Source organism: Martinezella paranaensis (assembly GCF_014200235.1).
Classification (GTDB): Bacteria; Pseudomonadota; Alphaproteobacteria; order Rhizobiales; family Rhizobiaceae; genus Rhizobium; species Rhizobium paranaense.
The window spans coordinates 179,357-201,995 of sequence record NZ_JACHBI010000010.1; the positions used below are offsets into that span (position 1 = coordinate 179,357).

18 protein-coding genes are annotated in these 22,639 nt (G+C 59.1%); 6 read left to right on the forward strand and 12 right to left on the reverse strand.

Annotated features, from left to right (window positions below; translation table 11 throughout):
• Positions 1–162: 162 nt before the first annotated feature.
• Entirely contained in the window at positions 163–2,349 is a 2,187-nt protein-coding gene (locus GGD50_RS22890) for a TonB-dependent siderophore receptor (protein WP_183939673.1), read from the reverse strand.
• A 172-nt stretch (positions 2,350–2,521) separates the two neighbouring features.
• Positions 2,522–3,406, reverse strand: a complete 885-nt coding sequence (locus GGD50_RS22895; RefSeq protein ID WP_183939674.1) for a helix-turn-helix domain-containing protein — start codon at positions 3,404–3,406, stop codon at positions 2,522–2,524.
• Between the two features lie 272 nt (positions 3,407–3,678).
• Here GGD50_RS22895 and GGD50_RS22900 point away from each other — a divergent pair, with 272 nt between their 5' ends.
• Positions 3,679–4,176, forward strand: coding sequence for a histidine kinase (locus GGD50_RS22900; protein WP_183939676.1), 498 nt, complete (start codon positions 3,679–3,681; stop codon positions 4,174–4,176).
• 114 nt (positions 4,177–4,290) lie between these two features.
• Here GGD50_RS22900 and GGD50_RS22905 read toward each other — a convergent pair whose 3' ends face one another.
• Entirely contained in the window at positions 4,291–4,770 is a 480-nt protein-coding gene (locus GGD50_RS22905) for an NUDIX hydrolase (protein ID WP_183939678.1), read from the reverse strand.
• Positions 4,771–4,957: 187 nt separating this feature from the next.
• Between GGD50_RS22905 and GGD50_RS22910 the strand changes: the two genes are divergently transcribed.
• Complete coding sequence (locus GGD50_RS22910) at positions 4,958–5,428, forward strand: hypothetical protein (RefSeq protein ID WP_183939680.1); 471 nt, start codon at positions 4,958–4,960, stop codon at positions 5,426–5,428.
• 148 nt (positions 5,429–5,576) lie between these two features.
• Positions 5,577–7,466: a molecular chaperone HtpG gene (gene htpG / locus GGD50_RS22915; RefSeq protein WP_183939682.1), complete on the forward strand. Its 1,890-nt coding sequence runs from the start codon at positions 5,577–5,579 to the stop codon at positions 7,464–7,466.
• Between the two features lie 86 nt (positions 7,467–7,552).
• Here the strand turns inward: htpG and GGD50_RS22920 are convergent, their stop codons facing one another.
• Positions 7,553–8,920, reverse strand: coding sequence for an FAD-containing oxidoreductase (locus GGD50_RS22920; RefSeq protein WP_183939684.1), 1,368 nt, complete (start codon positions 8,918–8,920; stop codon positions 7,553–7,555).
• A gap of 375 nt (positions 8,921–9,295) precedes the next feature.
• Here GGD50_RS22920 and GGD50_RS22925 point away from each other — a divergent pair, with 375 nt between their 5' ends.
• Together GGD50_RS22925 and GGD50_RS22930 are read left to right on the forward strand one after the other, a co-directional pair.
• The gene (locus GGD50_RS22925) at positions 9,296–11,041 is read left to right on the forward strand and encodes a type I secretion system permease/ATPase (RefSeq protein WP_183939686.1); all 1,746 of its coding nucleotides are present in this window, start codon (positions 9,296–9,298) and stop codon (positions 11,039–11,041) included.
• Entirely contained in the window at positions 11,038–12,348 is a 1,311-nt protein-coding gene (locus tag GGD50_RS22930; RefSeq protein WP_183939688.1) for an HlyD family type I secretion periplasmic adaptor subunit, read from the forward strand. The genes GGD50_RS22925 and GGD50_RS22930 overlap by 4 nt, the downstream gene beginning before the upstream one ends.
• A gap of 85 nt (positions 12,349–12,433) precedes the next feature.
• On the opposite strand, the gene eglC is transcribed toward GGD50_RS22930, so the two are convergent.
• The 4 genes from eglC to GGD50_RS22950 all read right to left on the reverse strand — a co-directional run bounded on the left by eglC (position 12,434) and on the right by GGD50_RS22950 (position 16,664).
• Entirely contained in the window at positions 12,434–13,864 is a 1,431-nt protein-coding gene (eglC, locus tag GGD50_RS22935; protein WP_183939689.1) for an endo-1,3-1,4-beta-glycanase EglC, read from the reverse strand.
• A gap of 415 nt (positions 13,865–14,279) precedes the next feature.
• Positions 14,280–14,534, reverse strand: coding sequence for a DUF982 domain-containing protein (locus GGD50_RS22940; RefSeq protein ID WP_183939691.1), 255 nt, complete (start codon positions 14,532–14,534; stop codon positions 14,280–14,282).
• A 277-nt stretch (positions 14,535–14,811) separates the two neighbouring features.
• A complete protein-coding gene (locus GGD50_RS22945) occupies positions 14,812–15,054 on the reverse strand; it encodes a DUF982 domain-containing protein (RefSeq protein ID WP_183939693.1) in 243 nt (80 codons plus the stop codon).
• A 284-nt stretch (positions 15,055–15,338) separates the two neighbouring features.
• The gene (locus GGD50_RS22950) at positions 15,339–16,664 is read right to left on the reverse strand and encodes an NAD(P)/FAD-dependent oxidoreductase (RefSeq protein ID WP_183939695.1); all 1,326 of its coding nucleotides are present in this window, start codon (positions 16,662–16,664) and stop codon (positions 15,339–15,341) included.
• Between the two features lie 250 nt (positions 16,665–16,914).
• Between GGD50_RS22950 and GGD50_RS22955 the strand changes: the two genes are divergently transcribed.
• Positions 16,915–17,391: an Lrp/AsnC family transcriptional regulator gene (locus GGD50_RS22955; RefSeq protein ID WP_183939697.1), complete on the forward strand. Its 477-nt coding sequence runs from the start codon at positions 16,915–16,917 to the stop codon at positions 17,389–17,391.
• 36 nt (positions 17,392–17,427) lie between these two features.
• Here the strand turns inward: GGD50_RS22955 and GGD50_RS22960 are convergent, their stop codons facing one another.
• From GGD50_RS22960 to GGD50_RS22975, 4 genes are all read right to left on the reverse strand, one after another.
• On the reverse strand, positions 17,428–19,089 hold the full coding sequence (locus GGD50_RS22960; protein ID WP_183939699.1) for an ABC transporter ATP-binding protein: 1,662 nt from the start codon (positions 19,087–19,089) through the stop codon (positions 17,428–17,430).
• A complete protein-coding gene (locus tag GGD50_RS22965) occupies positions 19,089–19,931 on the reverse strand; it encodes an ABC transporter permease (RefSeq protein ID WP_183939701.1) in 843 nt (280 codons plus the stop codon). The genes GGD50_RS22960 and GGD50_RS22965 overlap by 1 nt, the downstream gene beginning before the upstream one ends.
• Before the next feature lie 2 nt (positions 19,932–19,933).
• On the reverse strand, positions 19,934–20,884 hold the full coding sequence (locus GGD50_RS22970; RefSeq protein ID WP_183939703.1) for an ABC transporter permease: 951 nt from the start codon (positions 20,882–20,884) through the stop codon (positions 19,934–19,936).
• Positions 20,885–20,980: 96 nt separating this feature from the next.
• A complete protein-coding gene (locus GGD50_RS22975) occupies positions 20,981–22,591 on the reverse strand; it encodes an ABC transporter substrate-binding protein (protein ID WP_183939705.1) in 1,611 nt (536 codons plus the stop codon).
• Positions 22,592–22,639: the final 48 nt, after the last annotated feature.

The window sequence follows — 22,639 nt, forward strand, 5'->3', positions numbered from 1 at the left end:
TCATTCAACTGCTAGAGCCGCCGGTGCTTCCTTACGATCGGTTCGCCGCAATCGCAACGGCAAAGGGGGCCGATAAGGTCCAATGCCGGGGAATTTGTACGTCAATGTATTAAAGTGAAGAACGAGGATTGCATCCGGCAATCCTCGTTCCTTTGGCATATATTACCACTTCTTGCTGAGCTTGAAGATGATAGTCCGCGCATCGCCGTAGCCGCAGACATTTTCTCCGGCGCAACCCGAGACGTATTCCTTGTCGAATAGGTTGGCGACGTTGAGCGAGGCGCCCCAGCCCTTCTTCTCGTAGCGGATTGCCGCATCGAAGAGTGTTGCCGACGGCACGCGCAGCGTATTTGCCTCGTCCGCCCAGGATTTGCCCTGATAACGGACACCCGCTCCGACGCTCAGGCCCTCGAACGCGTCGCTGGTGAAGGAATAGTCCAGCCACAGCGATGCGGTGGAATTCGGCACGAGATAGGGCGAGTTGCCGACGACGGTGGGATCGATATCCTTTGTTATTTCCAAGTCTGTGTAGGAATAGGAGCCGAGCAGCTTCCAATTGTCGTCGAGATTGACCTTGCCTTCGAATTCGACACCGCGCGAGCGCACTTCGCCGATCTGCCGCTGCAGGAACGTGACGGGATCGGTCAGCGCCATATTCTTGCGGTCGATCTGGAAGATCGATGCCGTGAACAGGCCGTCGATGAAATCCGGCTCGTATTTGACGCCGGCTTCATACTGCGCGCCTTCTTCCGGAACAAGGCCGCCGCCGGTGACGCTGGTGCCGACCTTCGGATTGAAGAAGGTGCCGGCGCTTATATAGGGCGTGATGCCGTTGGCGAATTCGTAGGCGAGACCGGCACGGCCGCTCGCCGCCTGGTCGGTGGAACGATAGGTGGTGCCGACGGTGGCGTCGGAGTTGGTATCGACAAAGTCGTAGCGACCATTGAGGGTAACAAGCCAGCCGCCGCCGAAGCGCATCTGGTCCTGGATATAGATGCCGATCTGCTGTTGCGTCAGCACCTGATCGAGATAGACGAAATTTTCGCCTTGCGGCGTGCCATAGACCGAGTTGGTGGGGCTGATCGGATTGGAGCCGCAGCAGGCCTGGATTTGGTCCAGCCGATAGATCGAATAGTCCGAGCCGATCATGAAGTTATGGCTGACCGCGCCGGTATCGAATTCGTTCTGCGCGCGCGTATCGACCGAGAAGGTATCGACCTTCGATCGCTCATAGAAACCGATACGGTTGAGCATATAGTTCGGATCGTCATAGGAGGCATCGAGCGGATTGCCGTCAACATAACCATTCAGATACGGGCCTTCCTCGCGCTTGTAGAGATGGCCATAGCGGGCATTCTGCGACACGGTCCAGCCGCCGTCGAATTCGTGCGAGAACTCGTAGCCAAGCATCTGCTGGGCGTATTTCAGGTTGTCGATATCCGGTTCGCCATAAAAAGCCTTGCGATCGATCTTGCCGAAGGGAGCGTTGACCACCGTTCCGACATAGGGAAAGAAGCCGTTGCCGCTATGAACCTCATCGAGGCCGCTGACCATGCCGTAGACGGTGAGCTTGGTGGATTCATCAGGCGAAATGGTGAGCTGCGGCATGATGAAGCCGCGCTTGTCGTGGGTATAGTCGCTATACGTATCGCCGCCCGCGATCTTGCCGGTCAGCCGGTAGCGATAGACGCCGTCGGCCGAAAGCTTGTCGGAAAAGTCGAAGCCCAGGAAGGCGTTGCCGATATTGTTGATGCCGATCTCGGTATGATAGTAGGGATCGTCGGTCGGCTCCTTGCGCACCATGTTGACGATGCCGCCCGGATTGGCGCCGCCATAGAGCACCGAGGCTGGACCCTTTAGCACCTCGACGCGTTCGAGCATGAAGGGATCGATCTGGAAGCCGCCGAACCCATAGCTGTAGAGCGTCAGCCCGTTCAGGAAGACGCCGGTCTGCGTCGCATCGAAGCCGCGGATATAGAACCAGTCGGTATCGCCGTCATTGCCAAAGGGCTGCGTGGTGACACCAGGCGTATAGCGCAGCGCCTCATCGACCTTGTTGGTGATGCCGCGATCATTCATTTCCTGCCGGCCGACAACAGAGACCGCTTGCGGTACCTCGGTGATCGGCATATCGGCCTTGGAGCCGGTCGTCGTCTTTTTGGCGACATAGCCTTTGACCGGGGCGGTGCCGCTCGCTTCGGTGTTGTCCTGCCCGGATTGGACGACGAGTGGTTTCAGCTCTGTCGGGCTCTCCTGCGCCGCAGCCTGCGAGCCCAGCATTAGTGCCGCGATGGCAACGCCCACTGCCAATGCCCGTTTCATCGATACGTCTTCAGTCATTCCCTGCATTTCCGTCGCCAGCTCCAACTTCGCAACATCCGGCCCAAGCCCGGTGGTCTTCCTTCACAATAAGATGAGCAATTAACTCATATTAATCGTGGCGGCTTGTCTCGAATGCGGGAAATTGAACGTTCTTGGGCAATTCTCCACAATGCCGGCAATTGCCCGCAGGATGTGGCTTTTAGGCAATCCGGCTGCGTTTCCAGTTTGCCGGAGTAGTGCCGACATTCTTGCGGAAGACGCGGGTGAAATGCGCCTGATCGGCAAAGCCGGTCTCGACGGCGATGTTGGTGAGCGGCGTATCGCCGTTCAGCAGCAACTGCTTGGCCCGCTCAAGCCGCGCCTTGGTCTGCCATTGGTGCGGCGGCAGGCCGGTCGACGCCTTGAAGGCGTGGCTGAAATGCGATTGTGACAGGCCGGTCAGCGACGCCAGCTCTTCCAAGCGGATGTTTCGGAGGCAGTTTTCCTCGATGTAATCGACCGCCCGGCGCAATTGCCAGGTGGCGAGCTCGCTTCGCTTGCGCGGCTGGGATCTTCGAAGCTGCAGCACATCGATCAGCAGCGAAAGCGTCAGGCCATCGCCATAGAGATCGTGCAGAGGCTCCGGATTCTCGCATTCGGCAGCGATCAACTCTGCGAACGCCATGAGCCGAGGGTCGGAGAAATGCAGGCGCGGGCTGTCGAGGCCGGACGGATCGATATCCCCCATCAGCCGCTGGCTGATGACCTCGGCGTCGAAGTGAATATCGAGATGGCGGACGAAATCGATATCGGCGAGATCGGCCCAAAGCTCCATCCCCGCCGGAATGTAGGAAATCCTTTCACGCTCAAACTCTTGCTGCCGGTTTTTGACGCGTGGCGAGAGCCTGACGCTGCTGGTGCCGGAGCCGCGCTGATCGAGCAGAACGAAAAGCCTCGGATCGTCGGCGATGTAGTAGCCGCCCGCGCGGGCCGCACAATTGACGTTCCAGACGTCGGCAACGATACCGTTCCATCGGCGTCGACGAACGCCGCCAATGACGGAGAAGCCGCCGATCCTGTTTTGCATCCTTGGCTGAAACGTCATCTGAGCTGCCAGTTCCACCTTGTATTAAAATCCTTCGTGACAAACTCAAGTTATTATATCAGCGAAATTCCCATGGCAATGCGCGCCGATTGCTGAAGGCCGGCAGGGAGGACGACACTCGCTACCAGAAAACACCCCAATTTTGAGCCTTTGGGCGATCGGACTTTGTCTCGTGTTCGTAATGGCTTGCCGATAGTTTTGCGGTAGCAACGTGAGTCTCACGCCTGCCGCTGACAAAACAGCACACAACCGACGCTGACCAGGACCTCTCCATGAAAAAAACGCTTCTCATCGCCGCGGCATTCGCAGCTTTCCCGCTTCTTGCTCACGCCGAAACCATACAGTTCCCAAGCGAGGAACCGATCGCCGAAGTTTCGATTCCGCATACCTGGGGCCCTAAGGAAACGGAAACCGGCGTTGACGCAACGTCACCGGACTCCGCGATCTATTTCTCGATCGATATCGCCAGCGACAAGACGATTGATAAGACCCTCGACGACGTCATTGATTTCCTGTCGAAAAACGGCGTCGAGATCGACGCCAAGTCCAAGCATGAATTTCCGGATTCCGTGCTCAACGGCATGAAGATGGCGCATCTTGAATGGGATGGCAAAGACAAGGACGGCCCGGTCGATGTCGAACTCGGCCTGCTCGCGCCGTCCGAGCACAAGCTTCTGGTCGTCACCTACTGGGGATCGAAGGAAACTCAGGACAAGCATGACGAAGCGGTGCAAGGCATCATGCATTCGCTGAAGCCGCTCAACGACTGAATCGTCGTAGGCAAATGATGGCAAGGGCAGCGGCATATGCCGTTGCCTTTGTTTTTTCGCGGTCATGTGGGTTCGCCCTTCGAATGTTGCTGTTGCGATGAGGCGGTCGCCCGTTCAGTCTGCGGAGTCCTGTTCCATCGGAGGGCCCAGCGCTTCCAGTCGTTCCAGGAAGGGCAGTTGGCTGCCGAGGATCTTCCGGCGGGCATCGGCAAGAGCGAACCATTCGGCGCGATCGACCTCGGGAAAAGACTGAAGGCGGCCGCTTCCAGGTGGCCATTCGATTTCGAACAGATTGCTGCGCAGGGTCGCCACGTCGAATTCGCCTTCGAGGGCAAAGGCGGTTACGTGTTTTCCACCCTTCTGACGCAGTTCGCCGAGCGGCTGCAACTGGCCTTCGGGAAGATCACCCATTTCCTCGGCAAATTCGCGTCGGGCGGCAGTCTCGGCCGCTTCGTCCTCCGGATATTCGCCTTTTGGAATGGACCAGGCGCCGTCATCCCGTTTGCTCCAGAAGGGACCGCCGGGGTGAACGAGCAGCACCAATATGTCGCTTTGCGTCCTTCTATACATCATGATGCCGGCGCTTTTCTTCATCGACGCTCATTCCCGCAACTGGAGCCATAGCGGTCCTTTTATCGAACGCCACAACAGCTTCATTGCCACGTTGCCGAAGCAGCTTACCAGAACTCTTGTTTGCCGGCCGGACCGGCCCGTCCGTGATTCAGGTCGCTGTCAGACGGCGGCTATAGGTTACCGCAGATAACTAGGTAGATCGATGAAAATGGCACACCAGATCGTCGACAGCTACGAGATGAAGACGATTGTCCTCGGACCGGATATGCGGACCATCTACGTCGTCAGCGGCGCACTGCCGGAAGAAAGCGCAGTATTCCCGCACTGGGCGAATGAACGGGTTGTCATCGCGCAGGTGATGATAGCCTATATCCAAGGAGAGGCGCATCGTCTCGATATGGTCCAGGGTTATTTCGAGGATCTGGACGAGACCGGCAAGCTGAAAAACAATTCGCAACTCAACCTGTTCCACACGATCGCCAAACAATTTTTCTCGACGATTTCGGGTTCACGGCCGGCAGCGATTGGAGACGTGCTGGAACAAGCGATGTGGCACTGCAATCCGCGAGAGAATGCAAAGATTTACGAGCGGCTGCTGGCCTATTTCGTTTATGGCCGAAGAGATCCGTTTATCAGGCAATTTCCTACCGCAGGGTCCATCCAGCCAACACTTCATTGAGATGCAGGAAAAAACCGCCAGGCAGACGAATCGCGGCCGAAATCGGCGGGCAGTTCGCCTGTTAGCACGGATGACGCTCTTGAATTTTTGCGCTTCTTCCGCCACCTCTTCCGCGCGACTTTCAATATTCTCAGGAGATCAGACGCCCATGACGACGACCACCGCAGAAAATCCCGCTGAGAGCCACGTCTTCGAGGCCGACGTCGCCCGCCTTCTGCACATGATGGTTCACTCGGTCTATTCGGATAAGGATGTTTTCCTACGAGAGCTGATTTCAAATGCGGCCGATGCCTGTGAAAAGCTTCGATATGAGGCAATCGCCACGCCTGCGCTGCTGGCGAACGATCCCGACAGCCGCATTGTACTAACGCTCGATGAGGAAGGCGGCAGGCTTCTCGTCGAGGATAACGGCATCGGCATGAGCCGCGACGAGATGATCGAAGCGCTCGGCACGATCGCTCGCTCCGGAACACGGGCGTTCATGGAGCGCATTGAGGCCAACAAGCAGGGCGAGGGCGCGCAGCTCATCGGACAGTTCGGCGTCGGCTTCTATTCCTGCTTCATGGTCGCCGAGCGCGTCGATGTCGTATCCCGCCGTGCGGGAGCGGACGATGCCTGGCTCTGGTCCTCCGACGGCAAGGGCGGCTATAGTGTCAGCCCGATCGATGTCAGCGAGGCGCCGGCGCGCGGCACGCGCATCACCTTGCATCTGATGGACGACGCCAAGAATTTCGCGTCTCGCTGGACCATCGAGCGGATCGTCAAGGAGCAGTCGGGCCATGTGCCGGTTCCGATCAGGATCGCAGAGAAGCCCGGCGCTGAAGCAACGCAGCTAACCGACGGCACCGCGCTCTGGACCAAATCCAAGAATGACATCACGAGCGAGGAATACACGGACTTCTATCGCGGGATTTCCGGCCAATACGACGAACCGGCCCTGACGGTGCATTTTCGCGCTGAAGGCCGTCATGAATATTCCGCGGTCGCCTTCGTGCCCGGCTCCCAGCCGTTCGACCTCTTCGACCCCGATCGCAAGGGTCGCATGAAGCTTTACGTGAAGCGGGTCTTCATTACCGACGACGCGGAATTGCTGCCTCGTTATCTCCGCTTCGTGCGCGGCCTTGTCGATACTGCCGACCTGCCACTCAATGTGTCGCGCGAAATGATCCAGGAAAGCACAATCCTTGCGTCGATCCGCAAGGGCGTCGCCAACAGGATCATAACGGCCATCGAAAAGCTCTCCGAAAGCGATAACGACGCCTTCCTCAAGCTTTGGGAAGCCTTCGGAAGCCTGATCAAGGAAGGCATCTACGAAGACTTCGAGCGGCGCAGCCAATTGATGGCACTGTCGCGTTTTCGCACGACCGCATCCGGTGAGGGCTATCGCTCGCTTTCCGATTACGTCAAAGACATCAAGGACGGCCAGCAGGCGATTTATTATCTGGTCGGCGACAGCCTGGAGCAATTGAAGGCATCGCCGCAGCTCGAGGGTTTTCGCGCACGCGGCATCGAAGTTCTAATGCTGACGGATTCCGTCGACAGCTTCTGGGTCACCAATGCCCCGGAATTCGAGGGCAAGAGCTTCAAGTCGATCACCCAGGGTTCCGCCGATCTCGCGCAATTCAGCAAGGTCGAGCAGGGCACGCCGGCAAGTGAGACGGCACCCGCGGAGGTTCAGGCGTTCATCGATTTTGCGAAGGAGAAGCTCGCCGATCAGGTATCGGACGTGCGCGCGTCGGATCGCTTGATTGAAAGCGCCGTCTGCCTGGTCGCTCCCGAGCAGGGCTACGATCGGCAACTCGAAAAAATTCTACAGGGCGCCGGCCGTCTGCAGGGCGGCGCAAAGCCGATCCTGGAAATCAATGGCGACCATCCGGTCGTGAAAGCCGTTGCCGCCAGAACCGATCAGCCATCCCTGCGCGATGACGCTGCGTTCCTGCTGCTCGATCAGGCACGCGTTTTGGACGGCGACAAACCGGCCGATCCGCGCGCTTTCGCCGAGCGGCTGGCGCGGCTGATGGAAAAAGCGCTGCGGTAAGTGAGAGCGTAGCGGTTTCCGCTATCAAAGGTTTCGCAGCGGGTGGGGTCATTTTACCATCCGCTGCGGATTTATAGGCCGTATGGCTAAGCCGATTTGAGGCCGCCAAGAAGCGTCGGAATAAGTTCAGACACGGTGGGATGGATCGGCACGGCCCATTTCAGCACCGGATAGGGCGTGCGCGCATGCATGGCGTCGATGAAGCCGTGGATCGCCTCGTCGCCTTCGACGCCGAGGATTGCGGCGCCCAGGATCTGTCCGGTTTCAACATCGGCGACGACCTTCATCAGGCCTTGCGTTTCGCCCTTTTCGATGGCGCGTCCGACCCGGCTCATCGGCATGGTGGATGTGGAGATTGATCGTCCCTTTGCCCGCGCCTCCTTCTCCGTCATTCCGACGCGTCCGAGAGGCGGATCGATATAGAGCGCATAGGCAGGAATACGCTCGCTCAGCTTCCGGTCTTCGCCGTCGAGGAGATTGGCCGCGACGATTTCGAAATCATTGTAGGAGGTGTGCGTGAAGGCGCCGTGGCCGTTGCAATCGCCAAGTGCCCATATGCCGTCGACATTGGTGGAGAGGTGATCGTCGACGACGATATAGCCCTTGCTGTCGAGTGCCACACCGGCCTTTTCGAGGCCGAGATCGTCGGTGTTCGGCCGCCGTCCGGTGGCGATGAGAAGATGGCTTGCTTCGACATCCGGATTGCCGTTTGCGGTCGAGATGCGGATGCTCTCGCCGCTCTTCGACAGTTTGATGTCTTCAGCATTCGTATGGATCGATATGCCTTCGGCGCGAAGAACATCACCGATCGCCTGGCAGATATCGTCATCCTCTCGCGGGGCCAGGCGCGGGCCGCGTTCGATGATGCTGACATCGGTGCCGAAGCGCCGGTACATCTGCGCGAATTCGAGGCCGATATAGCCGGCGCCGATGATGGCAAGATGAAGGGGCAGGGCCGTCAGGTGGATGATGGAGGTACTTGTCAGGTACTCGATGTCCGAGAGCCCAGGCAGATCGGGAATGGCCGGCCTTGCGCCGACGTTGAGAAATATGCGCGGCGCAGTCAGCGTTTCATCGCCGACGCGGATGGTTTTCGCGCTCACGAAGCGGGCATGTCCCCGTATCAAGGAAATTCCATCGGTGGATGTGAGCCAGGCGGTGAGCGAATTTCTGGTGTTGTTGGTGACGGCTGCCGCACGCCTCTCGACGGCCGCCATATCCGTCAGCATCCCGCCACCCCTGCGGATGCCATAATCCGCGCTTCGCCGTATCACATGGGCGGTGCGGGCGCTGGCGACCAAGGTTTTGGTCGGCATGCAGCCGGCATTGACGCAGGTCCCGCCGACGAATTTTCGTTCTATCAGAGCCACCGTCATGCCGGCGGCCGCAAAACGCCCCGCCAGCGCCGGCCCTGCTTGCCCGGCACCGACGATAATTGCGTCGAAGGTCCTCATGCTCATCCCTCCCGCAGTTTGATGTCTGTTTTTAATGTCCGGTTGAACTGGATGTCGACGCCCAGCCTCTTCCAGTTTAGCAGAGTTGGGCGGACCCAGGTCGAAAACCTGGAGGAGCGGCAGTAATGAATTTTGAAGAGGCCCCTTTCTGCGGCAAATCCACGCAATGACCGCATCCCGGTCTGCACTTAAGCGGTGCGCAGCCTTGACGACGAGCGCCGCTAGACCATGTCTGGCCGCATACCTGCCGTAAGGGAACACATGTGCCGTAAGGAGACAGAGTGCGAAACGCTAGACATCCGGCAAGAGAAAGGCCTCGACAAACTTTCAGGGCATCTCTGCTACGCGCGACGATAACGTAAGGATTTAAGCAACGTGCTTGCTGTCCCGAAAGAACCACCACAAAAGTTCATCTCGCTGATGCTGTCTTCCCTTCGAAAGGCGTTTTTCAGCATTGCCATTGCGAGCGCCGCGATAAACATGCTGGCGCTGACCGGCTCCTTTTTCATGCTGCAGGTCTACGATCGGGTTATTCCGGGCCGCAGCCTTCCAACGCTCGCCGGCCTCGCACTCATCGCTGCGACCCTGTTCATATTCCAGGGGGCCCTGGAATTGCTGCGTTCGATGCTGCTCGCGCGTGTGGGGGTCGCTCTCGATGAGCGGCTGAACCAAAAGGTTTTCGGCTCGCTGATTTTTCTGCCAACAAGAATGCAGGCGCCCGATGATGGGCTCCAGCCCGTCCGTGATTTGGAACAGGTCCGGTCGTTCTTATCCGCAGGCGGGTCGACGGCGTTGTTCGATCTGCCCTGGATGCCTTTCTATCTCATTCTATGTTTTCTGTTTCATTTCTGGATCGGCTTTACCGCCCTTTGCGGCGCCATCCTGCTCATCGTCCTGACGGTGCTGGCAGAGGTGCTGTCTCAAAAACCAGCCCTGCAGGCTGCGAAGTCTTCCGCCGCTCGTCTCGGCTTTGCACAGGCGGCGCGGCGAAACTGGGAGGCCGTGGTCGCCATGGGCTTCAGCGGCCGCCTGACCGAGAAATGGACGGCAATGAACGAGGAGTATCTGGGAAACCAGCTCTCCGCCGGCAACATCGTTGGCACGCTGACCACGATCGCAAAAATTTTGCGGATGATGCTGCAATCCGCCGTGTTGGCGGTCGGCGCCATCCTTGTCATCAAGCAGGAGGCGACGGGCGGCATCATCATCGCCAGTTCGATCATGGTCACCCGTGCGCTGGCTCCGGTGGAGCTTGCAATTGGGCAATGGAAGGGCTTCGTCTCCGCGCGCCAAAGCTGGTCGCGCCTCGCCAAGCTGCTGGATGTCGCTCCTGGCGAACACCGGGCCGTGGCTCTGCCGGTGCCGCAAAAGGAGCTTTGTGTCGAGAATATAAGCCTCACATCTCCCGGCAGCCGCGATTTCATCCTCCGCAATATCTCATTCAAAATATCGGAGGGGACGGTACTGGGCGTGATCGGCCCCAGTGCTTCGGGAAAATCGTCGCTTGCCAGAGCCATTACCGGATTGTGGCCGGTCGTGATCGGCTCAATCAGGCTCGATCAGGCGGCTCTATCGCAGTGGGAACAAAGCGATCTCGGACGCCATATCGGATATCTGCCCCAAGATGTCGGTTTGTTCGACGGCTCGATAGCAGAGAATATTTCCCGCTTCGCAAAGGACATGCAGCCCGGACCGATTATCGCGGCGGCAAAGGCGGCCGGCGTATACGACATGATTGTCAAGCTGCCCGAAGGGTTCGACACGGTCATCGGTGAGGGCGGCTCGCGACTTTCCGCCGGTCAAAGGCAGCGCATTGCCTTGGCTCGGGCCCTTTATGGCGATCCGTTCCTGGTGGTTCTTGACGAGCCGAACTCCAATCTGGACGCCGAGGGCGAGGCATCCTTGACCAAAGCCTTGATGGGTATCCGGGCACGCGGCGGCATTGCCATCGTCGTCGCTCACCGGCCGAGCGCTCTGGCCGCCGCGGATAAAGTCGCGATCATTGCCGACGGCAGATTACAGGCATTCGGACCCAAGGATGAGATTCTTGGTCCATCCACGAGGCATTTAGGGACTGGTCCGGTGCGTTTGATGATAGCCGGCGAGGATGTGAGCGGATGAAAAACACGGGCTTGTCTTCCACGGAACGCGCGATCCGCCGCCTTTCGATTTTTATAGTAGCGACAATTCTTCTTCTTTTCGGCGTGCTGGGCGGTCTTGCGGCAGCAACGAAGATTTCGGGGGCAGTCATTACCTCCGGCACTCTCGTCGTCGACAGCTATGTAAAGGCCGTCCAGCACCTCAAGGGTGGGATCGTTGGCGAAATCCGTGTGAAAAATGGCGACCACGTCGATGCCGACCAGATATTGATCCGGCTGGACGATACGCAGACCAGAGCCAATCTCGGCATTATCAGAAAGCGTTTGAACGAGCTTTCCGCCAGAACGGCGCGTCTGGTTGCAGAGCGCGACGACAAGACCGCGATCAGCTTTCCGGCAAATCTGTTGTCCAATGCCGGTGACGATAGCGTCGCGAGCGTACTTGCCGGCGAGCGGCAACTGTTCAGCGACCGATTGGCATCGCGACAGGGCCAGAAGTCTCAGTTGCGCGAGAGAATCCAGCAGTTGAAGCAGGAAGTGGACGGCCTCGTTGCGCAGGAGAAAGGGAAGCGGATCGAGATCGAGCTCGTCAACAAGGAGCTAGGCAGCCTTCAGCGGCTGTTCGATCAAGGCATCGTTCCGGCGGCAAAGGTCTATTCGCTGCAAAGAGACAGCGCCCGCCTGACGGGAGAGCTTGGTAACCTTGTTTCGTCGATTGCCCAGATCAATGGCAAAATTACCGAAACCGAACTACAGATCATTCAGATTGACACCGACCACAGCTCCGAAGTCTCTGACCAACTGCGGCAGGCCGAAAGCGATACCGGTCAATTTTCCGAGCGGTTGATCGCTGCTGAGGACGATCTCAAACGCGTGGATATACGGGCGCCGCAGGCAGGCATTGTCGATCAGTTGAATGTCCACTCGGCAGGTGCGGTCATCGGGCCGAAAGAAGCCATCATGCAGATCGTCCCCGACAAGGATGCGCTCGTCGCCGAACTTAAGCTTCCGCCGCAAGATATCGACCAGATCGCCGTCGGGCAGGTGGTGGCATTGAGATTTTCCGCCTTCAACCAGCGCATCACACCCGAACTGAACGGGCATGTTGAAACCGTTTCGGCAGATCTGACGACCGACCAGCACTCGGGGCTCGGCTATTATATTGTTCGCACCAAAGTGCCGAAGGAAGAATGGGATCGGTTGGGAAAGCTGGCGCCTCTTCCCGGCATGCCGGTGGAAGCATTCATGCAGACCAGCCAAAGAAGCGTTCTCGCCTATCTGACCAAGCCGATGACCGATCAGATAGAGCGCGCCTTTAGAGAGGATTAGGACACTCCTCTAAGGTGTTGCATAAGCGAATGTGCCAAGTAGAAGCGCAGCCGTTATGAACGACTGCGCTGAGCTTAAAGCCCTATCAGATATGCCAGTCCGGAGTATGGGCAGCCGCAGCCGCGGCTGTCTGGGTGAGATGGTCGTTTAGCTGATAGGCTTTGATGTAGTCGATTTTCATTTCCGAGTCTGTCAGGCTGGCCGTCGGAGTGCCGGCTGTGCCGCCAACGGCTTGATCCACCAGCATATACATTGGGCTGTGCATATCGGCCGGCGTTGCGGTGTGCGCGATGGCCACGTCGTCGAAATACCAGACGATCTGATCCTGATCCCACAGCACACCATAATTGTGAAAGCCATCGGTGCTGGGAACTTGCACTGGAATGGATTGCTGCGTGTGCTGACCCGTTTCGTTCGTATGAAGCGTGACATTGACCGTGTTCGGATCCTGCCCGCGCATTTCCACCACATCGAGTTCCGGCGGCCAGGAACCGTCTTCCGGCAGAAGCCAGAAAGCCGGCCATGTGCCTTGATCATGCGGCATCTCGGCTCGCATCTCGAAATATCCATAGGTCTGGGCAAACGTAGAATGGGTGGTCAGGATGCCGGACGTATAGTTATGGTTGTCCAGCAGTGATTTCAGTGAATCGGGCGTCGGTTGAGCTGAAATCGTCAATACACCGTTCGAAACGGAAAATGGGTTGACCGATGCGGTCGGGCCGTAAGACGGATTGATATACCACTGCAGCTCGCCGGTCATGCTGCTGCCCTTATCGGGCGCCCACCAGTATTTCGCATCCCAGGTGCCTTGCGTTCCCTGATGGAGCGAAAGCGTGTTGAAATAGTCCGAAAAGGTTTGCGTGAGGTCGGAGCGGTCGAGCCCGAGCTGGAACTGGTCGGCATGCAGGTCGGCAGCGGTCTTATTGGCGAAAACCAGGCTCTCCCCGTTGCCGAGATCCAGATGCAGATTGGCGCCCTGCTGCGCAAGATGACTGAGGACCTGATCGAAGGATGTCAGCCCGTATTGGTTCAGGCGCACCTTGTCGTCGCTGCTGAAATCGGTGATCAGGTCGCTGCCATTACCCTTGGTGAAGATGAAGGTGTCTGCACCGCCGCCGCCGGTCAGAACGTCGTTGCCCGCCCCGCCATCGATGGTCTGGCTGCCTGTGCCCCCGGTGATGATGTTGTCGGCGCTGTTGCCGAAGGCGTGGCGGTTATTGCCGGTCACCGTAAGATTCTCGAAATTATCGGGTAGCGTGTAGTCCATCCACGTGTTGATGGTATCTACGCCCCCTCCAGGCGCCTCGGACGCATGGTTTAAGCTCGAATAGAGATAATAAATATCGTCTCCAGTGCCGCCGACCATCGTCACGTTAACGGACGCGTCACCCCATATCGAATCATTTCCAGCCGTGCCGTAAAGCGTCGGGCCAGAGCCCGTGGCGGAAAACCAACTTGTCGACGTGCCGCTGTAATAGAGCGTTTGGCCTAGGGCATTGAGAACTGAATTGGGCATCGGAAACCTCTCTCCGTTGTGCTTGGCTGTCTCCTCCACAGAGCCAACATTCCTTCGCGCTTACGTTAGAAAGATAACATTTTCCGCGTCGCAGCATAGCCCCCTGCGACGTTAATTTCAGCTTTGCGCAATGTTTGTCCGGCTAAAGATCTCTGCGCTCAATCTCAAGCTGTGCTGGCCCATAGCCATAAATAAAAGCCCGCCGCAGACCGGGAGTCGAGTGTCGCGGCGGGCTCACGCTCCAGCGGCCGGCGTGGTACACCGTGAGCTGCGGGCAAACGTCCCGCTGGCATGAAACCAAGAGGAAGCGTTTAGGTTCCCTGAGTCATGATGCCTTGCGACAATTCGTAGCAGGCCGAAGGTCGCGCGCGACGTAGCAGACCGCTCCCCAGAAGATGAGGAGCGGCTTAAGACCTCATTGCAGCAGAGCTACGCCGGCCTCTTCCGCCGCCTTGATGAATGCTTCTCGCGCGGCTTCTACACAGACCACACCCATTATCGCATCAAGGCATATTCGTACCGCGGTCACATATTCTTCGCCGTCTTCAATCGGCCAGTGTTCTAGCAGCGTCTCCGTCGCATCCTGTACCGAATTGATCCGCCGATACCCCTCCGCGCCTCCCATCACGAGCGTCACGGCGGAGAAGGGCCGCAAAGTGTTTCGTTTCAAAACGCACTACCTCCGAAACATATAGACTTCGGTAACCTTGCAAAAAGCGTTCCGCGGAAGGCGGCGCGCTCTATTCGCCTCCGCGTAACGGGCGAAATTGCCAGAGCAGGGTATCGGGGGAGCCGAACATGCCCACGCCAAAATGCGACGACAGGCAGGGCATGGCGCGGCTTAAGGTGGCCAAGGCTCAAGCTGTTGGGGGAGATATGGCGATGAAGCCTAAAGCGGCTTGCCGTGCTCCGCGTCGTGGGTGGCGAGGAGCGATCGGCAAATAACCTCAGCGGCGAGCCAGAAGCGCCTCGAGGGAGGCCATTTCAAAGGCGTCACGCGCTTCGCTCGCCGTACATTCGTGCTCGAGTGCGGCGCTGCAGACCTTCTTGGCTTCCCTTAGAAAGACGCCATCGGCAATCGGCCATTCCCTTTCCAGGCATCCCACAGCTTCGGCCGGGCTTTTGACGGCCTTGTGTTTCCCACTGCTGACAATGACGGAAACGGGTGCCGTCCATGCGAGAGCGCTCATTCTGATCCTCCTTTGTCTTTCATGTGAAGTTAGGCAAACGATGGTTTTGTCACTCGGTTCCAAGAGTGAGATCAAAAAGTTCCATCTGCGCACGAAAAAAACTGCACAGAGAAGCAAAATTCCAATCGGGATACCCCGCGATGCCCTGTCAAAGAGCATCGATCATTGGACGGCCGGACTTAAGGCTACTGGCGTCCAGATTTTCTGCGATGATGCTTGCAAGCACAATGTCAGTGCTGGCGACTGTGGCTATATTACGCGCCGTCGGCTCGCCTGTGAAGCTGTCAAAACTCCGCGACCTCGCCCCAGACCGAGCCATTCAGCCGATCCGGATGATAGGGCTTCGGGTCGACGATCGGCTTCGCGCCGGTGACGAGATCGGCGACGAGATGGCCGGCGCCCGGGCCGATCCCGAAGCCGTGGCCGCTGAAGCCTGCCGCCAGGATCAATCCGCGCAGCATCGAGATTTCGCCGATCGCAGGGACACCGTCGGGTGTGCTGTCGATATAGCCCGCCCATGCAGCGGAAACCGGCGTATGGGCAAGCGCTGGAAGCAATGCCCGCGCCCGCTCAAGGGTCAATTCGATCTGCTTGTGATCCGGACGGGGATCGAGAATGCGGTTCCGTTCCATCGGTGTCGGCCGATCGAGCCGCCAGCGCGACAGAGTTTCATGCCCGTTCTTTAAACCTTCGAGACCACCGGGAGCGAGGCTGCGCCAGCGCTTGGCGAACATCGGCACAAAATGGCGGGCGAAACGAAGCTGCTGCAATGTCGGATCGATGCGGGCGCGGCCGCTGATCGCCAGAGTATAGCCGCCGTCGCCTCTGCGTGTGGCCGAGACCGCGGCAGTATGCAGGGCCGCCGGCAGGCCTTCGGCACCGGGCGCGACCGAGAGGATCGAGGCGCGGGTCGATGCCTGCGGAAAGCGAATGCCGAGCTGCCGGCAAAAGGACGATGTCCATGCGCCGCCGGCCATCACCACCATTCGGGTACGGATCGTACCGGCCTCGGTCACGACGGCGCTGACATGGCCGCCTTTGGCCTCAAGACCGCGGGCTGCGCACATCTGATGAACGCTGCTGCCGAGCGCCATAATGGCGCGGGCGATCACGGGGGCAGCGCGAGACGGATCGGCCGTGCCGTCGGTCGGCGAGAAGACGCCGCCTTTCCAGCGCCGGCCGGTTGCGGAGCCGAATTCACTTGCCTGTTTTTGGTCAAGCATATGGGTGGTGACACCGACACCGCGGGCGAACTCGCCCCAGCGTGCCCAACCGGCAAGTTCCGTGTCGTCATTGCTCAGATAGAGCAGGCCGCAGCGGCGGAAGCCTGTGTCCTCTCCACTTTCCTTGCCGAATTCTTCCCAAAGGGCCAGGCTTTTGGTTGCCATCGGCAGTTCGCGCGCATCCCGGTTCTGCTGCCGGCACCATCCCCAGTTTCGGCTGGACTGTTCGGCGCCGATCCGCCCCTTTTCGAGAAGCGCGACCTTCAAGCCTCGCCGCGCGAGATAATAGGCGGCAAAGGTCCCGACAATGCCGCCGCCGATCACCACGACATCAGCCTCTTTGGGTAGCGCTGGGGTGGTTTCGATGTGAAGAAGGGGGGCGGGCATGGCACTCTCCGGTTACAGGCGAGCATTTTAGTCGAGGTTTCCCAGGGCAAATGCTGCAGATCGCCGTCAGACAGCATTTCCTTCGGTCGAATGCGGCCATGGCGAATACTTGTGCTAAGATGCGGATTTTACGAGGTTATATTGACGTTATAGGGTTCGATTTCGCTTGCTATGCAAGGCTTTCCGCATAAAATGACAAAAGATTATTCCGCCATGCAGCGCTTCGCTGCCCGCGAAATGGAGCGCGCCGATGAAACTCGACCGGATCGACATCAAGATCCTTTACGAATTGCAGAAAAACGGCCGCATCACCAATGTGGAACTCGCCGAACTCGTCAATCTCTCGCCCAGCCCCTGCCTGATGCGGGTCAAGAAATTGCAAGCCGAAGGGTATATCATCGGCTATTCGGCGCAGATCAACATCGCCAAGCTCGGGCAGACGCTGACGGTGTTCACAGAGGTCACGCTCAAGAACCATCGCCAGATCGATTTTGCTCGATTCCTCGCGGCGGTCGAGAAGGTGGACTCGGTGGTGGAATGCCATCTCGTTTCCGGCGGCTACGACTATCTGGTGAAGTTCGTGACCGCCGGCATTGCCGAATACCAGACGACCATGGAACGGCTGATCGACATGGAAATCGGTATCGACAAATATTTCAGCTTCGTCGTGCTGAAATCGCCGATCGTCAAAGCGCATATGCCGCTCACCAGCCTGTTTCCGGTCTAATCCCTTTTCCCGGCTGTCTATTCGCCGAACCGCGGCTCAGCGTTTCGCAAAGGCGCCCACCAGCTCGGGATTTTGTTCCAAACTATCCAGCCAGCCGGTGCTGAGCTTCGGCACCGAGGAGAAGAGCAGTTTGGAATAAGGATGCTTGGCGCCGCGGGCGAGATCGGCGGATGCGAGTTGCTCGATCTTCTCGCCTGCATACATCACCGCAATCTCGTCGCAGATCGCTTGCACGGTCGATAGATCGTGGCTGATGAAGATGTAGGAAAGCCCGAGCTCGCGTTGCAGTTCCTTGAGAAGGTCGAGGATGGCGGCGGCAACGACCGTGTCGAGGGCCGAGGTGATCTCATCGCAAAGGATGAGCTTCGGCTCGGCCGCAAGTGCGCGTGCAAGGTTGATGCGCTGCTTTTGGCCGCCAGACAGTTCCGGCGGGCGCCGATGCTTGAGAGCCTTGGGCAGGTGGACCATGTCGAGTAGCTGGTCGATGCGCGCCTCACGCTCCCTGCGGCCGAGATTGTGATAGAAGGCAAGCGGCCGCCCGAGTATTTCACCGATCGACTTGGCAGGATTGAGCGCCGTATCGGCAAATTGAAAGACGATCTGCAGCTTTTGCAGCTCTTCGCGCTGGCGATTGCGGGCATCGGCGGCAAGCTGTTTTCCGTTGAACACGACGTTCCCGGAAACCGGCGGCAGGATGCCGGCTATGGCGCGGGCAAGCGTCGATTTTCCGCAGCCGGATTCGCCGATGACGCCGAGATTGCGGCCGGCTTCGAGCCTAAGGCTCACGGATTTGAGGGCGGTCGCAGCCGGTAGGCCGTTCGGCTGGATGGGGCCATAGCCCGCCACGACGTTGGTCACCTCCAGTAGGGCGGGTGTCTTTTCCGGTTCTGTCGACGCAGGCGAGGCATAGAGTTTTGGTTCGAAGGCACCCAGCAACTGGCGTGTATAGGGATGCGCGGGTGCGGAGAGGATCTGTTCGGTCTTGCCGATTTCCTGGACTTCCCCGCCCTTCAGAACGACGATGCGGTCGGCGACTTGCGCCACGACGGCGAGATCGTGAGACACATAGACGCCGGCAATACCGCCCTTTTTCATCACCGATTTGAAAGCCCGGAGAACCTCGATCTGCGTCGTGACGTCGAGCGCTGTCGTCGGTTCGTCGAAAATCATGAGTTTCGGATTGCCGATCAGTGCCATGGCGGCTGAAAGGCGCTGCAGCTGGCCTCCGGACACCTGATGCGGATAGCGCGCGCCGATCGTATCCGGGTTCGGCAGGCTCAGCGCCTTGAAGAGCTCGACGGCACGCGTCTTTGCCTCCTCGGCCGGCATCAGGCCGTGGATGCGGGTGATTTCGATCACCTGCTCCATGATCGTCTGCGCTGGATTGAAGGCTGCCGCAGCACTTTGCGGGACATAAGCGACCTCGGTTCCGCGGATGCGAGCCCTGGCCTTTTCGGGCAGGCTTGCCATGTCCTTGCCGGCGAGCAGGACCTGGCCGCCGCTGATCCGGCAGCCCTGCCGGGTATAGCCCATCAGGGTCAGTGCGATCGTGGTTTTACCCGAGCCGCTCTCGCCGATCAGGGCAACTATTTCCCCTTCCTGGATATCGAAGCTGACGCCGCAGATGATGTCGACCTGGCGGCCGGCATCCGTCTTGGCCTCGACCTTCAGGTCGCAAATTTCGACGAGTTTGGCCATCAATTGCTCCGGTCTCGGATCTTCTGGGGGAGGTTGTCGATCAGCAGGTTAACGCTGATCGTCAGACTGGCGATCGCGATGCTCGGGAACATCACTGCCGGCGCGCCGAAGGGCAGGCCGCCGATATTTTCGCGCACCAGCGCGCCCCAATCCGCATTCGGCGGCTGCACGCCGAGGCCGAGGAAGGAGAGTCCCGACAGGAGCAGCACGATGAAGACGAAGCGCAGGCCGAGATCCGCCATGACAGGCCCAAGGATGTTGGGCAGGATTTCAGAGCGGATGAGATAGAGCGCCCCTTCTCCGCGGGCGCGGGCGACCGTGATGAAATCCATGGTGTTGATATTGACCGAGAGTGCCCGCGAGAAGCGATAGGCGCCGGGCGTGTAGATGACGGCGAGCGTTATGATCAGCACCGGGATCGACGAGCCGACGCCGGCGACGACCACGAGGCCGAACAGCTTGCTCGGGATAGAGTTCAGCGCATCGAGAAAGCGGCTGAGCACACTGTCAAACCAGCCGCCGATCACCGCTGCGATCATGCCGAGCGCGACGCCGACGAAGCAGGCAATGCAGACGGCGGCGAGCGAGATGCCGACGGTGTAGCGCGCACCCATGAGGATGCGGGAGAAGATGTCCCGACCGAGATAATCGGTGCCGAGCCAGAACTTGGCGGACATCGGCCCGAAATAATCGAAATCGACGATGTCGCCGATCGGGTAGGGGGTCAGCAGCGGCGCGAAGATGGCGACCAATGCCCAGGCGAGGATGACGGCTAAGCCGAGCATGCCGACGATATTGAATCGGAAGCCGAACCGGCGAGGGGTGAGTGCGGTAAGAGCCATGGTCAGCGCAGCCTCGGATTGGACATGATAGCGATGATGTCGGCAATGGTGATCAGCAGCAGATAGACGAGGCAGAAAATCATGGCGCAGGTCTGGATGAGCGGCAGATCCCGGGTGGCGACAGCGTCCACCATCAGCTTGGCGATGCCCGGATAGTTGAAGATGGTCTCGACAATGATGACGCCGCCGAGCAGGTAGGAGAGCGAAAGTGCCACGGCATTGACGATCGGGCCGAGTGCGTTCGGCAATGCGTGTTTCAGGACCATGCGCGGGCGCGAGGCGCCTTTCAGGAGCGCCATTTCCACATAGGGTGTGTTCAGCGTCTCGATGACGGCTGCGCGGGTCATGCGGATCATCTGCGCCGAGATCACGAAGCTCAGCGTGATGACCGGCATCGCGAAGACACGCAGCATCTGGGAAAAGGAGTGGATCTCATTGGCGAAAGCGAGTGCGGGCAGCCATTTGAGATAGACGGCAAAGATCAGCACCGCAGAAGTCGCGACCATGAATTCGGGCACGGAAATCACGCCGATCGAAACCACGGTAACAATGCGGTCGTAGAGGGAGCCGCGCAGCATGGCCGCGGTAATGCCGAGCGTGAGAGCGATCGGCACGGAAAACAGGGTCGTGGCCGCCGCAAGCTTCAGCGAGTTTCCGAGCCGGGCGCCAATCAGATCGGCGATCGGCATGTTGTTGGCGTAGGAAATGCCGAGATCGCCCGTGGCAAGGCCGGCGAGCCAGCGAACGAAACGCAGGATGGCCGGGTCGTTCAGATGCATGGCGGCGCGCAGGCCCGCGACTGCTTCAGGGGTCGCGGCTTGACCAAGGAGGATCTGGGCCACGTCACCGGGCAGCATTTCTGTTGCCGCAAACACCGTGAACGATACGATGAGCAGCGTGATCAAGGCTACGATCACGCGGCCGAGCACGAGAGAAAGAACGTGGCGGTTCATGACAGATCCCCATCGCGAGAACGGAAGTGCCGACGATACGGCACTGTACCCGACAAGTGGTGCCGAGGCACCACCGGTCGGGTACGAAGGCAGGGATCAGGCTTCAAGCCAGACATATTCCGCGAAGGCATAACCCATCATGCCGCCGAGCGGATTGGCCTCCAGGCCGTGCAGCTTCGAAGAAATTGCGTCGACGTTGGAGATATAGGCCGGGATGGCAGTGCCGGCCTCTTCCGCGATCATCGCCTGCATGTCGCCGTAGATCGCCTTGCGCTTGGCCTGATCGAGCAAGCCACGCGCCTCGATCAGCATGCTGTCGAATTTCTCCGACTTGTACTGGCTTTCGTTCCAGGGAGCCTGAGAGGAATAGAGCAGCGAGAAAAGAATATCCGGAGTCGGACGCGGATTGATGTTGCCGAAGTGCATCGGCGCCTTCAGCCAGTAGTTCGACCAGTAGCCGTCGGAGGGCACGCGCTGGACATCGAACTTCATGCCGATCTCGGCGCCGGCCTGCTGCAGCACCATCGCCATGTCGACAGACGAGGTTGCGGCCTCGGAAGCGACCACGGGAATGGACTGGCCGAGCAGACCCGACTTCTGGAAGTGGAACTTGGCCTTCTCCGGATCGAAGGCTTTCGGCTTCAGATCGGCATTATGGTAGATGTTGGAAGGAGGCACCGGCTGGTCGTTGCCGATTTCGGCAAGTCCGCGCAGCGCCGACTTCTGGATGACTTCGCGGTTCAGGAGATATTTGACGCCTGTCACGAAGTCCTTGCTGTTGCCTGGGCTCATGTCCAGACGCATGTTGAGGTCGGTGTAATTGCCGGAGGTGGTCTTCGACAACGTCACGCCCTTCTGGCTGTCCAGAAGCCGCATGGAGCGCGGATTGATGGATGCAGCGAGCTGGATATCGCCCGAAAGCAGCGCATTGACGCGCGCGGAGTCGTCCTCGATCGCGAAGAACTCGAAGGAGTCGAGATGCGCACCACCCGACTTCCAATAGTTCTTGTTCTTGACGGCAACGGAGCGGACGCCGGGTTCGAAGCTTTCGCAGACAAATGCGCCGGTGCCGTTGGCCTTGCTGAAATCCGTCGTGCCATCGGCAATGATCATGAAGTGATGGATGGCAAGGATGGTCGGAAGGTCGGCGTTCGGATTGGCCAGGGTGATCTCGACGGTCTGCGGATCGACGGCCTTGATGCCGATCATCTGCTTGGCGATCGCATTGACCTTCGAGCCAACTGCCGGATCAAGATGGCGGTTCAGCGAATAGACGACGTCGGCGGACGAAAGCGTCTTGCCGTTGTGGAACGTCACGCCCTTGCGCAGCTTGACGGTCCACACTTTGGCGTCGGCGCTTTCGATGCTTTCGGCGAGTTCCATCTGCGTGACGCCGTCCTTGTCGAGGAAGGACAGGCGGTTGTAGAAGGCGCAGCAGCGGACATAGTCCGTCGAAAGCGATGCCTTGGCCGGATCGAGCGTGTCGGCCGTCGACGACGACCAACCGGCTGCTTTCAGCGAGCCGCCCGAGACCGGCGTTGCGGCGAAAGCCGCCGAGGCGCGGCCAAAGATTGCGCCGCCGGCTGCGGCAGCGATGCCGCCGGCAAGGAACATCTGCAGGAGATCGCGGCGGGTGGCACCGCGGCGAATGGCATTTTCGACCATGGCATCGTCTGCGCTGGTCCAATTCGTGATCTTGTCGTTCATTTGCGTTCCCCTTGTTAAGGTTTGATTGGTGCGCCTCGTCTTTTCACG

Coding starts and splice junctions, on each gene's coding strand:
- GGD50_RS22910 (WP_183939680.1), top strand. CDS start 4,958: ATGGCACACCAGATCGTCGACAGCTACGAGATGAAGACGATTGTCCTC.
- GGD50_RS22930 (WP_183939688.1), top strand. CDS start 11,038: ATGAAAAACACGGGCTTGTCTTCCACGGAACGCGCGATCCGCCGCCTT.
- GGD50_RS22900 (WP_183939676.1), top strand. CDS start 3,679: ATGAAAAAAACGCTTCTCATCGCCGCGGCATTCGCAGCTTTCCCGCTT.
- GGD50_RS22955 (WP_183939697.1), top strand. CDS start 16,915: ATGAAACTCGACCGGATCGACATCAAGATCCTTTACGAATTGCAGAAA.
- GGD50_RS22965 (WP_183939701.1), bottom strand. CDS start 19,931: ATGGCTCTTACCGCACTCACCCCTCGCCGGTTCGGCTTCCGATTCAAT.
- GGD50_RS22905 (WP_183939678.1), bottom strand. CDS start 4,770: ATGAAGAAAAGCGCCGGCATCATGATGTATAGAAGGACGCAAAGCGAC.
- GGD50_RS22970 (WP_183939703.1), bottom strand. CDS start 20,884: ATGAACCGCCACGTTCTTTCTCTCGTGCTCGGCCGCGTGATCGTAGCC.
- eglC (WP_183939689.1), bottom strand. CDS start 13,864: ATGCCCAATTCAGTTCTCAATGCCCTAGGCCAAACGCTCTATTACAGC.
- GGD50_RS22975 (WP_183939705.1), bottom strand. CDS start 22,591: ATGAACGACAAGATCACGAATTGGACCAGCGCAGACGATGCCATGGTC.
- GGD50_RS22960 (WP_183939699.1), bottom strand. CDS start 19,089: ATGGCCAAACTCGTCGAAATTTGCGACCTGAAGGTCGAGGCCAAGACG.
- GGD50_RS22950 (WP_183939695.1), bottom strand. CDS start 16,664: ATGCCCGCCCCCCTTCTTCACATCGAAACCACCCCAGCGCTACCCAAA.
- GGD50_RS22895 (WP_183939674.1), bottom strand. CDS start 3,406: ATGACGTTTCAGCCAAGGATGCAAAACAGGATCGGCGGCTTCTCCGTC.
- GGD50_RS22945 (WP_183939693.1), bottom strand. CDS start 15,054: ATGAGCGCTCTCGCATGGACGGCACCCGTTTCCGTCATTGTCAGCAGT.
- htpG (WP_183939682.1), top strand. CDS start 5,577: ATGACGACGACCACCGCAGAAAATCCCGCTGAGAGCCACGTCTTCGAG.
- GGD50_RS22920 (WP_183939684.1), bottom strand. CDS start 8,920: ATGAGGACCTTCGACGCAATTATCGTCGGTGCCGGGCAAGCAGGGCCG.
- GGD50_RS22890 (WP_183939673.1), bottom strand. CDS start 2,349: ATGCAGGGAATGACTGAAGACGTATCGATGAAACGGGCATTGGCAGTG.